At 48.9% G+C, this 14,000-nt stretch carries 9 protein-coding genes and 4 tRNA genes; 1 reads left to right on the top strand and 12 read right to left on the bottom strand.

The features are described from left to right. Positions 1–3: 3 nt before the first annotated feature. From K6T23_RS21885 to K6T23_RS21935, 11 genes are all read right to left on the bottom strand, one after another. On the bottom strand, positions 4–816 hold the full coding sequence (locus K6T23_RS21885) for a two-component system regulatory protein YycI (protein ID WP_056539877.1): 813 nt from the start codon (positions 814–816) through the stop codon (positions 4–6). Beyond that, positions 803–2,164: a YycH family regulatory protein gene (locus K6T23_RS21890; protein WP_056539880.1), complete on the bottom strand. Its 1,362-nt coding sequence runs from the start codon at positions 2,162–2,164 to the stop codon at positions 803–805. Before K6T23_RS21890 ends, K6T23_RS21885 begins: the two co-directional genes overlap by 14 nt. Then, complete coding sequence (walK, locus tag K6T23_RS21895) at positions 2,161–3,984, bottom strand: cell wall metabolism sensor histidine kinase WalK (RefSeq protein WP_056539883.1); 1,824 nt, start codon at positions 3,982–3,984, stop codon at positions 2,161–2,163. Before walK ends, K6T23_RS21890 begins: the two co-directional genes overlap by 4 nt. A 4-nt stretch (positions 3,985–3,988) precedes the next feature. Continuing rightward, positions 3,989–4,696 carry a response regulator YycF gene (yycF, locus tag K6T23_RS21900; protein WP_053429886.1) on the bottom strand — a complete coding sequence of 236 codons (708 nt, stop codon included), beginning with the start codon at positions 4,694–4,696 and terminating at the stop codon, positions 3,989–3,991. A 163-nt stretch (positions 4,697–4,859) separates the two neighbouring features. Continuing rightward, positions 4,860–6,290, bottom strand: coding sequence for a peptidoglycan DD-metalloendopeptidase family protein (locus tag K6T23_RS21905; protein WP_238283346.1), 1,431 nt, complete (start codon positions 6,288–6,290; stop codon positions 4,860–4,862). Positions 6,291–6,606: 316 nt separating this feature from the next. Next, positions 6,607–6,679: transfer RNA gene (locus tag K6T23_RS21910), tRNA-Phe, on the bottom strand. 12 nt (positions 6,680–6,691) lie between these two features. Beyond that, positions 6,692–6,768, bottom strand: a tRNA-Asp gene (locus K6T23_RS21915). A 280-nt stretch (positions 6,769–7,048) separates the two neighbouring features. After that, positions 7,049–7,120 (bottom strand) — tRNA-Glu (locus K6T23_RS21920). Positions 7,121–7,130: 10 nt separating this feature from the next. Further along, positions 7,131–7,206: transfer RNA gene (locus K6T23_RS21925), tRNA-Lys, on the bottom strand. Positions 7,207–7,360: 154 nt separating this feature from the next. Then, on the bottom strand, positions 7,361–8,332 hold the full coding sequence (locus K6T23_RS21930) for a nuclease-related domain-containing protein (RefSeq protein WP_238283347.1): 972 nt from the start codon (positions 8,330–8,332) through the stop codon (positions 7,361–7,363). A gap of 368 nt (positions 8,333–8,700) precedes the next feature. Further along, entirely contained in the window at positions 8,701–9,993 is a 1,293-nt protein-coding gene (locus tag K6T23_RS21935; protein WP_053429889.1) for an adenylosuccinate synthase, read from the bottom strand. 212 nt (positions 9,994–10,205) lie between these two features. Here K6T23_RS21935 and K6T23_RS21940 point away from each other — a divergent pair, with 212 nt between their 5' ends. Further along, on the top strand, positions 10,206–11,933 hold the full coding sequence (locus K6T23_RS21940; RefSeq protein ID WP_238283348.1) for an ABC transporter ATP-binding protein: 1,728 nt from the start codon (positions 10,206–10,208) through the stop codon (positions 11,931–11,933). Positions 11,934–12,535: 602 nt separating this feature from the next. On the opposite strand, the gene dnaB is transcribed toward K6T23_RS21940, so the two are convergent. Continuing rightward, positions 12,536–13,888 carry a replicative DNA helicase gene (gene dnaB, locus K6T23_RS21945; protein WP_048004594.1) on the bottom strand — a complete coding sequence of 451 codons (1,353 nt, stop codon included), beginning with the start codon at positions 13,886–13,888 and terminating at the stop codon, positions 12,536–12,538. Between the last annotated feature and the right edge of the window lie 112 nt (positions 13,889–14,000).

Here is a 14,000-nt window from a genome sequence, read left to right on the forward strand (position 1 = left end):
CTCTCACTCCAATGGTTTGTCTTTATCTGTCGTGCTCGTCTCCAAGAATTGACCTTCGAAGGCGTTCTGATAGTAATCCTCTTCCTCATCCCCGTTCTTCACGACAAAATGCCATGTGGGGGCCAGCACCTGGGACTCCTCCCAAGGGACAAAGGTGGAGTAGCCGAGGACCGGCCGTTCCACTGTGCTGCCAGCAGGAATGCGCTGGGTGTTATAGAGGTTGCTGAACGCCGAAAACGGGGTAATGATCGGTTTTTGCTCGTCGCTCAGTTCCTTGATGCTATCGAACATCGTCTGGGTGTACGAGACGATTTCATTGTTCTGATTGAGCTGGAACACGATCATCCCGTTCGTATTATTGTAGATCTTCCTATCCTTGTACGTCTGGAAATAGGTGATCGTTCCTTTTTCTTTATCGAAATCCCAGTAGCTGTACTTGTCCCCATCGATCATGTTCACCTTCATGAATTCATTGAGTTCTTCGGGCTTGAATTTCTCACTGATCGGTAAAGGATCCTTCAATACTGAGTTTATCGTATTCTCGTTCATAATTCGAGCATCCTGATTTTTCAAGTCCTTCAGATCCTCTGATTTGAACTTCTTCGCCACCGCTTCGATATACGGTTCCCTCACGACTTCATTGGAGAGGTCCTTCGGATACTTGATATTCTCAGACTTCAGCTGTTCATCAATTGTCCACTGACCGAGGGTATCAAGGTTGCTTTCAGAAACCTTTCTGATGAACGTGGAGACCAGGAAGACGTTCAAGATGAGAAATACGACGATGAAGATCGTTTTCGTCTTACTCCAATCCATTCAAGACATCCTCCTTTTGCTCCGTATCCAACCTGATCCAATTACCGTCGTACTTATAATACCAGGAAGGCTCAAAGTTCAACTTCCGGCTATCCTCCGGGTTTCGGGTCATCTTGTACCCGACCACGATATCCTGCACGGAATCCAGATCGATACTCTTCGCGTCTTGGAGCATCGTGATGACAGAAGATCCGCTCGGAAGCTTCTCTTTTGACACCGCACTTGAAGAGAAGTCGCTGGATGAGAAGTCCAGGGTGAAATACGGCCGACTGTACTTGCTGACTGAAGAATTCCCCACCGTTTCGGTGATTTCCGCCATCCCTTGGTCATTGAATACCGGGAGATTCTGAACGAAGAGTCGATAAGTGACTTTATTCTGATCCGGATTGATGGAGAAATATTGGAAGTTCTTATCCGTCCATCCGCCGTGATCATTGACGAAGCTCATGGTTTCTGTCAGGAGGTAGGAAGACGGCCACGGATCGGCTTTTTCCTCCGTCGGATACACGAAGGAGAGCGTGTTGTAATCTTTATTCACCGTCAACAGGTTGTACACCGAGATATACGTGTCAACGTTTCCGTTCGAGGACAGATTGATGCTCTTCCCGTCCACAAATAGGGCGTTCTTATAGTCCTCTATGGAATCAAGATCGGTGAAATATTGGTAGCTGATGTATTCATCCTTGGCAAGCGGCAGATAGATCGTCCGGTCATCCGTCAATGGATATTCCATATACTCTGTATACTGAAGGGAAAGCTTTTTCAAGTATCGACTGGCGAACGTATTGACACTGTTCTGATCGACACGGGCTGTGTAGACGCTTGCCCCCCCTTTATCCGCTTCCTTCGGTAGGAAGAAGACGGCACTGGAATCAAGGCCTTTATCATTCAAGTCGATGATGAGGCGATCAAAATCAGCTTTCGGAACAGACGAACTGTCCAGATTCAAGATCTGGCTGTAGACCGATAGAGGGACGTTATCCGGGAAGATGATCTCGATGCGATTCTCTCCCTTGGACACCTCTTTCAAGTCCTGTTCATTCAATTGCACCTGGGAGAAATCGTAGACGTTCCACGTCCCGATATCCTCCATCACCTTATCGATCTCTTTTTGATTCGACGTACCTAGGGTCTTATCGGCCTGATGGTAAAGAAGCTTGAACGGCTTGATCAAGGAAGGCACAAGCTCATCTTCCGGGCGCTTCTCCCCGACGGTCACTTTCACGGGGCTATCTTGGTCCTCGATCGTTTCGTAACGCGGTTGATACGTCCATAGGCTATAGGTCAGGAAGATGCTGATCGCCACAAGGACGGTCAGCAGTATGGATTTAAATTTTTCGTAGTTCATGACCAATCATCCTCTTGAAGAGCGTCATACGGCAGGGTAAAGGTGATGGTCGTCCCTTTTCCTTCTACACTGTCCGCCCAGATATCGCCACCATGGGCAGTGATCATTTCCTTCGCGATGGCAAGACCAAGGCCGGTTCCACCCATTTGACGGGTCCGCGCTTTATCGACGCGATAGAACCGCTCGAAGATTTTACCGAGATTATCTTTCGGAATCCCGAGCCCCTGGTCGGAAATACTGATTTCAATGAACCCGTTCTTCTCCTCGACGATGAACGTGATCGTCCCGCCTTCCGGTGAGTACTTGAGGGCATTGGAAATAATATTATCCAGAACCTGCGTGATTTTATCTTGATCGATCTCGACGAACATCGCCTGATCAGGAAGGATCCGCACAAATCGGACATCCTGATTCTTCGACATTTCGAAGCGATCGATGATCTTATGGAAGAATCCGATGAAGTCCATCCAGTCCCGGTTGAACCGGTAGTCCTTGCTGTCCATCTTCGACAGCTGCAGCAGATCATTGACGAGGCGGATCATCCGCTCGGTTTCATTCTGGGTCACATCGAGGAATCGCGGTGCGATATTCTCATCCTGCCACGCTCCTTCTGCAAGGGCCTCCAGGTAGCTTCGCATCGTCGTGAGCGGCGTCCGCAGCTCGTGGGACACGTTCGCCACGAATTCACGGCGTTCCAGATCGATTTTCTCCTGCTCCGTAATATCATGAAGCACGGTGATCAGACCGTTCACGAAGCCCGTCTCCTTCTGGATGATGGAGAAATTCGCGCGCAGGATATAAGGCTTTTCATTTGTACTATAGTCCAGGATGATCGAATCCTGGGTATTGGAAAGGTCCTCGAAGCTATACTCTTCTTCGATCCCCAGGAGGGAAACGATCGGCTGCGACACCACCGTTTCACGTGAAACATTCAGCATATTCGCTGCGGGATCGTTGATGAGGATGACCCGGCCTTTCCGGTCGGTGGCAATGACCCCGTCCGTCATATAGGAAAGGACAGACGACAGCTTCCTTCGCTCCCCTTCCGTCGAGGCCTGGGAATCCTGGAGCCGCTTCGTCAGATTATTGAAGGTGATGGCGAGCTGACCGATTTCATCATACCCGTACACCTTGACCTTCCGGGAGAAATTCCCCTTCGACATGGCCAGGGCCTGCTTCCGCATATCGGATATCGGTCGCGTGATCGTCTGGGCGAGGAGCACCCCGAGGATCGCCGTGATGACAAGGGCGATGATCGTCCCCCTCGTGAAGATGGCATTGATTTCATTCATCTGATCATAGACCGTCTCGATCTGACCGACGACGAACATCGCTCCGATCACTTCGTTATTGCTCTCGATCGGTTCCGTGAACACCCAGATCCGATCGCCTGATTTTTTATCAAAATAAATATCATTATGGTTGATACCGAGGGCAAGGGCCCGTTTGACTTCCTTCTCCCCGGCTGCCTGGCCGATGAGGTTCTGCTCATTCTGTCCAGACGTCCCGATGACCCGGCTCTTCGAGTTGATCACCCGGATTTCCGAGATATCGTTCGTTCTGCTATCCCGGAGGATCCGGTTCAGATCGTCCTCAAGCTTCGGATCTGTGTCGGTCCGGGTTTTGAGCATTTCTTCTTTCACCGTATACTGAAGGATCTCCACCCTATTCTGGATGGAGGTCTTGAAGTTATTCACAAACCGTTCCTCAAGGGAGCGGACAAAGTACACCCCGATGATCTGCATGGCGAGCAGGATCAGGAGTACATAGATCATCACGAACTTAAGATGGATGGAACGGGTCAATCCGACTTTCTTCATCCGATCAATCCTGTTCTGGGTTTCTCAAGTAGTACCCGACACCCCGTCGCGTCACGATCCACGTCGGATGGCTCGGATTATCCTCGATCTTCTCACGGAGCCTACGCACCGTTACGTCGACCGTACGGACATCTCCGTAGTAGTCATAGCCCCACACCGTCTGCAAGAGATGCTCACGGGTCATGACTTGTCCGATATGCTTCGCAAGATAATGAAGCAGCTCGAACTCACGATGAGTCAGCTCAATGGTATCTCCGCGCTTCGACACGACATACGCATCAGGGTGGATCGTGAGTGAACCAATCGTGATTTCGTTATTTTCATCCTCTTCCACCTGGGCAGCACCCTGCTGGTGACGACGAAGATTCGCCTTCACACGGGCAATCAGCTCGCGTGTACTGAATGGCTTGGTCACATAATCATCCGCACCAAGCTCAAGACCGAGGACCTTGTCGATCTCTGAGTCCTTCGCCGTCAGCATGATGATCGGCATCTCATATTTTTTCCGGATTTCACGGCACACTTCCATGCCGTCACGGTTTGGAAGCATAATATCAAGAAGTACAAGGTCCGGCTTGATTTCCTCTGCCATACGCACGGCTTCATCTCCGTCATACGCACAGTGAACCTCATATCCTTCCTTTTTCAAATTGAACTGCAGTATATCAGCAATGGGTTTTTCATCGTCAACGACTAGAATTTTCTTATCCATATGAATTGATCTCCTTATTTAAACGAATTTGATTCAGGATTCTCTCTTTAAATTTATCACTTTCTTCATATTAAATCATCTTTTACTCAGAAAACCCCTTTTTCCCAATATAACAAAGGGGACTGACATTGCAAAATGGATGTCAGTCCCCTCGTGATGAAATCTATTGATGAAGTACGTCCAATGGATTCAGCATCTTTCCGTCCTTATACACTTCGATGTGCAGATGGACACCGGTTGATTGCCCCGTATCCCCCATCACGCCGATTTTCTGGCCCTGCTCGACCTTCTGACCCGCCTTCACAGACAGAGATGCCATATGTCCGTACACTGTCTTGTATCCGTTCTGGTGATCAATGACAATCTTGTTGCCATATCCGCCGTCATTCCAGCCGGCCGACTCGACAACGCCGTTATCAACGGTTTTGATTGTGCGATCGGTCGGACGCGCGATGTCGATTCCCTTATGGAATTTACCCCAGCGCTCACCCTGCTTGGAAGAAATGTATCCACCGTTCGTCGGCCACATGAAGTCTCCGTTCCCACGGCCCGGGATCTCCTTCGTTCCTTTAAGGACGATGTAGTCCTCCGGCTTCTTCAGCGTTTCTTCATCCTTCACGTCCTTCGATTCAACCGCGCCGTTCTCCTCGGTCACCTCATAGGTCACGGATTTCTCGCCTTCTTTACCGGCCTGCTCGACCTTCGTATCGCCCTTCGTCATGGACGCATCGTCTTTTACTTTCTTCTCATAGTCGATTGCTTCAAGCTTGTTGACTTCCTTCTTCACCACCATATGAAGAAATGGTTCAGAATCCTTGATCACAAGCTTCTCGCCGACCTTCAGCGCCTCGTCTGCCTTCACGTCCTTGTTCAAGTCAAGGATGTCATCCATGGAAAGGTCATGCTCCTTGGCAATTTCCCCGAGGCTATCTCCTCGCTCCACTTTGTAATCCTTCTCTTCGACTTTACCAGACTCAAGATCCTTCGCAGCCTCTTTCACCGAAACCACTTCATCCGGATCGATCTTCGCTTCCTTCGTCTCTACCTGCTCCTTGAACGAAAGATCCAGGATCCTGGACTCATTCTCCCCGAGCTTCGGCAGGGACTCGTCGTCCTTACGATTCTCGTACTCTTTCAATTCATCCTTCGACACATGCTTGAGCTTGAACGCCTTGAGCACGTCCTCAGCGTCCTTCTCATCCTTCACATATGCAACCGGCTCACCGTCCACCTCCACGGCATAGGCATTCGCCTCGACAGAAACCGACTTCTGGATCGTATTCAACACGTCCTGATCCTGTGATTCAATCGTAAATACATCTTCAGGTATGTATGTTACTTCTTTATTAAAATCAAGATCGACATCCTTATGTTCTTCCATGGCGTTGGAAAGCTTCTTCTCAAGCACAGCATCTACTTCCCCTTTATCCGTCACGGCCCCCACATACTCAGAACCCATATATACATGATACACCGTCTTAAAATCCTCAGCGGCAGAAGCACTCGACGCCGTCGTAAAAGCTCCCAACACAAGGGCAATCGCACCTGCTCTTTTTAGCGAGGGAAACGGTGATGATGGTAACCCGAATTTCATTGATTTTCCTCCTATTACAAGACATACATGTCTATCGTAGTAGTCTTTCAATCACTCATACCAACCCAATTTACCATATTTCAACGAATTCCGGGCTGATGTATCATGATTGTAAAAAAACTGTAGCAACGACTAGGACAATCGATTGATAGAAAGGTGTTGAAGCCTGTCATAGAGGGAATTGGGAATGTAAGGACATTGCAATAAACATGGGGAAACATGGGTAAAACGAGCGGGGAATATTACAGAGGGATGACAAAAAAACATAATAAAAAAGTACTACGAGAGGCAACGTCGTCGCAGTACTTTTTATAAATGGCTCAGGACAGAATCGAACTGCCGACACATGGATTTTCAGTCCATTGCTCTACCAACTGAGCTACTGAGCCACAATATGAAAATGGCGGTCCGGACGGGACTCGAACCCGCGACCTCCTGCGTGACAGGCAGGCATTCTAACCAACTGAACTACCGGACCAGAGCTTTTTGCGATAGCAAAATAGCTATCATTAGTATTCGCCTTAGCGAAGATAAAGGACATTAGCTTTGCTTCAGCAAAAGAGCTGTCATTGCCCTTTCGCGTTAGCGAGGAAAAATCTACTACACATTCGTGAACCATACTCGACATGGATGCCATGCATCCCACATCAAACGCCGAAACCTTTTAATTCCGGAAAATTTCGACAAATCACGAATAAAAATTTGCGACCCACATGGTGGATCGTCTATTTTTAAATCCCTATGAAGGAATGAAAAAATGACCCGTACGGGATTCGAACCCGTGTTACCGCCGTGAAAGGGCGGTGTCTTAACCGCTTGACCAACGGGCCACAAAAATAATGGTGAGCCATGAAGGATTCGAACCTTCGACCCTCTGATTAAAAGTCAGATGCTCTACCAACTGAGCTAATGGCTCTAAAAAAGGATATATATAAACACGATTCGGCCGTTTATATCTTACATCTATCAGGCCTCTTTCGTGACAACGAAATTAATATTATCACAGAGCAAAACACTACTGCAATAGTTTTTTGTCTTTTTTCGTCGAAAATTATTTCTCGGGGAATAATTTAAAGGTTTATTTGCTCGGAAATGGTGTAGATCGTGCTTTTGTAGTGGCCGGATTTGGTTAGGTGGGGGGTGGATTGGAGGAGGCGTGTCGCAAGTTGATAAGAGTCAATCATCAGAAATTCTCTGAGTTGTTTACTAGTTATGGTCTTTCCGAAGAGAAGGTAATAGTCTTTTAGAGCAGATAAATGGGCACTGGTCGATCGGCAGGAGCATCTGGGACATGTCCAGTATTTATAAATACGTCGCATTGGAAAGCTCTTGCACTCTGGACAAAAGACACCGTTGATGATATCGGTTATTTCAAGCCCGTAACGGTCTAATATGGGCCGTTCATCTAGCTCATGCTGGATGAGAATCTGTTTCGTTAGCTTCTTCAGTTCCTTCTGAGAGATAAAAGGCTTGTCGTATTGCTTCTTAATGGTATCGATGCTGGATACGAGAGAAGGAGGCTTTACTATTAGATTATCTGCCTCATAATCTGTAGACGTTAAAACGGAATAAGGATTACTCATAACAATCATACCGTGCAGAGGAACTTGTGGAAGTGAGCTTTTCTTTAACCAAGCTCTAAATTGGGTAATCTGCCGTTGTACTTGTAGCAGTGGATCCGGAAATGCCCTCTCTTGGCCATTCTTAGTTTGAATTAGTTGATTAAACTTCCCATCAAACGTGATATGACCTGAGAGATTTTTCACTTCAGCAATAACCGCAAAAAACGGGGAAATGATTAAAACGTCGATCTGAAAGAACCGCTCTCCATCATGTAAACGGACATCATGAAGAATATGATAGAGATCATCTTGTAAAAAAGTAAGATGAAACTCAAGGGATTTCTCTCCGTTGTATCCGGATAGGAATTTACTTAGGTCTGATTTCACATGAGGAAGTTTACTCGAGGAATCTTTCATTCTTTCGGAAAGGGCTTGTAACTTGTGGACGATTACGGGGATTTCTAACTCTTTTATCTTCATAGCAACACTCTCCTTTAACAATATTCATACCTTTTTCGCTGAAATGTACCAAAATCCTCTTTATGGGCCCGAAATTTTTACTTTTTCAAGTTGGTGGTCTGATTTTATTACCGACTTTTAAATTTTTTCTACCGACAATTGATTTTTTTCTACCGACAATTCAAATTTTATTACCAACTCTTCTATTTGCCGAGAATATTATTACTAATCCTTAAAGGTTATTACCACTACTGTACGATACCTCCCAACTTCCACACTTTGTTACCAACTACGACGCTATTTTGCCAACTCGACCCCACCGCGCCACACCCACACCAATCAAAAAAAGACCCAACCCCAAAGGGCCAGGTCCATAAATCAAGCAATTCTTATCGTACACTCCACACGCTGCGAACCACGTTCGTCTGTGAACGGTCTGGTCCGACAGAGAAGATGGATAGCGGGATACCTGTGAGCTGTGATACGCGCTCGAGGTAGTGACGTGCGTTGTCTGGAAGCTCTGTGAGCGTTTTGCAGCCGGTGATGTCTTCGGTCCAGCCTGGAAGCTCTTCATAGACAGGCTCGCACTCGGCAAGGATGTTGAGGTTTGCCGGGAATTCTTCCATGATTTCGCCTTTGTACTTGTACGCGACACAGATTTTCAATGTTTCGATGCCGGTTAGGACGTCGATGGAGTTCAATGAAAGATCAGTCAATCCGCTGACGCGGCGTGCGTGACGGACGACGACACTGTCGAACCAGCCTACGCGGCGGGCGCGGCCAGTGGTTGTGCCGTATTCGCGGCCGACTTCACGGATTTGGTTACCGATTTCGTCTGTCAGTTCAGTCGGGAACGGGCCATCTCCTACGCGGGTCGTGTACGCTTTTGATACACCGACAACGTGGTTGATCTTCGTCGGGCCGACACCTGAACCGATGGTTACTCCACCAGCTACCGGGTTGGATGAGGTAACGAACGGGTATGTACCCTGATCGATATCGAGCATGACACCTTGTGCTCCTTCGAATAGGACGCGGCGTCCGTTGTCGATGGCATCGTTCAGAACGACAGATGTATCGACGACGTAATGCTTGATTTGTTGACCGTACTCATAGTACTCATCAAGGATGTCTTCGATCTTGAAGCCTTCTGTTTCGTAGAAGCGCTCAAGGAGACGGTTCTTTTCTTCAAGATTGCGTTCAAGCTTTTCTTCGAATGATTTGCGGTCAAGAAGGTCGGCGATACGGATTCCGATACGTGCTGCTTTATCCATGTATGCAGGGCCGATTCCTTTTTTCGTTGTACCGATCTTGTTGGCACCTTTACGCTCTTCTTCCACTTCGTCAAGCTTCAGGTGATATGGAAGGATGACGTGGGCGCGGTTGCTGATGCGCAGGCTGTCTGTTTTCACGTCACGGTCGTGAAGGTATTTCAATTCTTGTACGAGTGCCTTCGGATCCACGACCATACCGTTTCCGATGACAGAGATTTTTTCATTATAGAAGATTCCAGATGGGATCAAGTGTAATTTGTAAGTTTCGCCATCGAATTTGATGGTGTGTCCGGCATTGTTTCCGCCTTGGTATCGTGCGATTACTTCTGCATGTTCAGAAAGGAAATCAGTGATCTTTCCTTTTCCTTCGTCTCCCCATTGTGTTCCAACTACTACTACTGAAGACATGTGAGCACCTCCGACGGGAATCGTGATTCCCCTTTTTTCAAACAAGCTTATTTTATCAATTCGCTGGAAGAAAGTCAACGAAAACACGAACATTTATTATTGCAATCATCAAATACGTTCGTGAAAATTGGTGAATCTTTTCTCCTCACCACACCGGAGCTATGGTAAAATTATCTTATGTTTTGTCTAATACATAAAGGTGGAGTGGTCCTATGATCAAACGATTTTTCTCGTATTACCGTCCCCATCGACGGCTTTTTTATATTGATTTCTTCTGTGCCGTACTCGTCGGAGTCCTGGAACTTGGATTCCCTATGGCCGTATCATGGTTTATTGATTCCCTCCTTCCTGAAGGGAATTGGAGCACGATCGTATCGGTCAGCATCGGCCTCCTGCTCCTCTATCTGATAAGCTCTTCCATGCAGTTCGTCGTGAACTACTGGGGGCATAAGCTCGGGATCAACATCGAGACGGACATGAGGCGGGAGCTGTTCCATCACGTGCAGCGCCAGTCATTCCGATTCTTCGATAATACGAAGACCGGGCATATCATGAGCCGCGTGACCAATGACCTCATGGATATCGGGGAACTTGCCCATCACGGACCCGAGGACTTGTTCATTGCCGTCATGACCTTCTTTGGCGCATTCTGGATCATGATGACGATCAATGTGAAGCTTGCCCTCGTGGCAATCATCATCGTGCCGTTCCTCATCTGGCTGATTTCATACTCCAACATCAAGATGAACAAGGCATGGACCAAGATGTATGGGAATATCGCCGACGTCAACAGCCGCGTGGAAGACAGCGTGTCGGGCTCACGTGTCGTTCAATCATTCACGAACGAGTCCTATGAGATGGAACGCTTCAACAAGAACAACTTGTTCTTCCGCAAATCAAAATTGAAGGCGTACAAAGTGATGAGCGTGAATCTGTCCGGGATCTACATCACTACAAGGCTCATGACGCTGGTCATCCTCGTGTACGGGGCATGGCTCACGTTCAGCGGCGCCCTTTCTTACGGGGAGCTCGTCGCCTTTATTCTATACATCAACGTACTGTTCAAACCGATTGATAAAATCTCTGCCCTTTTGGAGCTCTATCCGAAAGGAATGGCAGGCTTCAAGCGCTTCACGGAGCTCATGGATCAAGAGCCGGATATCGAAGACCGTCCGAATGCGGTGGAAGTGGAAAGTCTCGAAGGACGCATCACCTTCCGTGATGTGACGTTCGGATATGAAGCGGAACGTCCGATTCTGAACGACCTCTCCTTCACGATCCAGCCGGGGCAGACCGTCGCATTCGTCGGACCATCCGGTGCAGGAAAAACGACGATCTGCTCCCTCATCCCGCGCTTCTATGATGTGCAGGACGGAGCGATCACCATCGATAGCATCGATGTTCGCAACATGACGAAATCGTCTCTACGGTCCCAGATCGGGATTGTACAGCAGGATGTCTTCCTGTTCGCCGGTACGCTGCGTGAAAACATCGCCTACGGACGTCTGGGAGCGACACAGGAAGAGATCGAGGAGGCGGCAAGACGCGCCCATCTGACGGATCTCATCGCCTCCCTGCCTGACGGATATGACACCGAGATCGGGGAGCGTGGACTCAAGCTCTCCGGCGGGCAGAAGCAGCGCCTGTCCATCGCGAGGATGTTCCTCAAGAATCCTCGCATTCTCATCCTCGATGAAGCGACGTCGGCCCTTGATACGGAGACAGAAGCAATCATCCAGGATGCCTTGAACGACCTGGCGAAGGACCGCACGACCCTGGTCATCGCCCACAGGCTCGCCACGATCCGGAAAGTCGACCGAATCCTCGTCGTCACAGAAGACGGCATTGCTGAAGACGGGACCCACGAAGAGCTCCTTTCGGACGCAGGCGGGATCTTTACGAGGCTGCATTCCCATCAAAATGCGACGATCGGTTCATAAATGAAAGTAGAAAGGAGGAAGCCGTGTATGGCTTCCTCCTTTTTGTCGTTTGATAGATGGTTCGTAGCGAGATTGAGTGGGGTCGGTTATGGATGGATGGTTGGTGTCTATTTGCGACTTTTTCCTTTTTCGAGTGAAAGGTATGGGATACTTTGAAAACAGGGTGATTTATCAGCGAGATACTGGATGTGATTTTCCAGTTGTACCTTCACCGCCAAATTCCGACTTATTTCGCGGGCTATTTTAGGGCGTTCGGACCCTATTGAGGACGCCCAGGGCCTAGAGTAGTGGATTTACTTGCGACTTTCAAAAAAATATTTGTGACTATTTGAATTTTATTTGTGAATCCAAACATTTTATTTGCGAACGGCGATTCTGCTCGAATGTTCATTTGCGAGTGTGGCACGGTACATACGAATGGGTTTCCTTTTTTGCGAATCCCGTCGCCATGCTCCATTCAAACCAACTGCTCCAACCTCTACCTGGACCTTCTCTAAACACTCAACACTCTAACTCCATATCCACCGCGATCCTCCTGCCATCCCACCCCACTTTCACGATCACAAAAAAAAAGAGACCCGGCCAAAACCGGATCTCTCCCTCTAAGCAGGAGCATCATCAAACCGACGCTCCAGATTCACGAACTTATTGTATTCTTTCACGAACGCCAGTGAGACGGCGCCAACGGGACCGTTACGCTGTTTGGCGATGATGATTTCGATGATGTTCTTGTTCTCTGATTCTTTGTCATAGTAGTCTTCGCGGTACAGGAAGGCGACGATGTCGGCATCCTGCTCGATGCTTCCGGATTCACGGATGTCGGACATCATCGGGCGTTTGTCCTGACGTTGCTCGACTCCACGGGAGAGCTGGGAGAGGGCGATGACGGGTACCTGGAGCTCACGGGCGAGCCCTTTGAGGGCACGGGAGATTTCCGATACCTCTTGCTGACGGTTTTCGCCTGCGCGGCCGCTACCTTGGATGAGCTGAAGGTAGTCGATCATGATCATACCGAGTCCCTGGTCCTGAGCGAGGCGGCGACACTTGGAGCGGATCTCCCCGACTTTGATACCAGGTGTATCATCGATGAAGATACCGGCGTTGGAGAGGCTTCCCATGGCCATGGTGAGCTTCCGCCAGTCCTCGTCGCTCAGGTCACCTGTACGGAGGTTCTGGGCGTTGATGTTCCCTTCTGCACAGAGCATACGCATGACGAGCTGTTCTGCTCCCATCTCGAGACTGAAGATCGCGACGTTTTCCCGTGCCTTGACGGCGACGTTCTGGGCGATATTCAGGGCGAAGGCGGTCTTACCCATGGAAGGACGGGCACCGACGATGATGAGATCATTCCGCTGGAATCCGGCGGTCATGTGATCAAGATCGGCGAAGCCTGTCGGGATTCCGGTGACGTCCCCTTTGCGGTTCGTCAGGATCTCGATGTTGTCGTAGGTACGGACAAGGACGTCCTTGATGTTGTGGAAGGCTCCGGCGTTTTTCCGCTGGGCGACCTCCATGATGTTTTTCTCGGCTTCTCCCAAAAGGGCGTCGACTTCATCTTCGCGGGCATAGCCGTCTGAAGCGATGTCGGTGGCGGTGCGGATCAGCCTGCGGAGAAGCGACTTCTCTTCGACGATCTTGGCATAATATTCGATGTTGGCTGCCGTCGGGACGGAGCCGGCCAGTTCACTCAGGTAGGCTACTCCGCCCACATCTTCGAGTTCCTTGGCGGCAGCGAGTTCTTCCGTGACCGTGATCAGGTCGACGGCTTTCCCTCCGTCACCGAGCTTCAGCATCACATTGTAGATTTTTTGGTGGGAATGACGATAGAAGTCCTCCGGTATGAGGATCTCCGATGTGGTCGTCAGAGCACTTGGCTCCAGGAATACCGCACCCAGTACGGCCTGTTCGGCTTCGATGTTCTGAGGCGGGATCCGGTCCTGAAACATTTCGTTCATTGTATATGACCTCCTGCACGAGGAATTCTTGGTTTCCACTATAGGCTGATGTTTGAGGCATGTATCGTTTACGGAAAAAAAGTGACCTGGACCGAATCCAAATCACCTTTTT

Source organism: Rossellomorea marisflavi, from assembly GCF_022170785.1.
GTDB lineage: Bacteria > Bacillota > Bacilli > Bacillales > Bacillaceae_B > Rossellomorea > Rossellomorea marisflavi_B.

Coding starts and splice junctions, on each gene's coding strand:
- K6T23_RS21885 (WP_056539877.1), bottom strand. CDS start 816: ATGGATTGGAGTAAGACGAAAACGATCTTCATCGTCGTATTTCTCATC.
- K6T23_RS21890 (WP_056539880.1), bottom strand. CDS start 2,164: ATGAACTACGAAAAATTTAAATCCATACTGCTGACCGTCCTTGTGGCG.
- walK (WP_056539883.1), bottom strand. CDS start 3,984: ATGAAGAAAGTCGGATTGACCCGTTCCATCCATCTTAAGTTCGTGATG.
- yycF (WP_053429886.1), bottom strand. CDS start 4,696: ATGGATAAGAAAATTCTAGTCGTTGACGATGAAAAACCCATTGCTGAT.
- K6T23_RS21905 (WP_238283346.1), bottom strand. CDS start 6,290: ATGAAATTCGGGTTACCATCATCACCGTTTCCCTCGCTAAAAAGAGCA.
- K6T23_RS21930 (WP_238283347.1), bottom strand. CDS start 8,332: ATGAAGATAAAAGAGTTAGAAATCCCCGTAATCGTCCACAAGTTACAA.
- K6T23_RS21935 (WP_053429889.1), bottom strand. CDS start 9,993: ATGTCTTCAGTAGTAGTAGTTGGAACACAATGGGGAGACGAAGGAAAA.
- K6T23_RS21940 (WP_238283348.1), top strand. CDS start 10,206: ATGATCAAACGATTTTTCTCGTATTACCGTCCCCATCGACGGCTTTTT.
- dnaB (WP_048004594.1), bottom strand. CDS start 13,888: ATGAACGAAATGTTTCAGGACCGGATCCCGCCTCAGAACATCGAAGCC.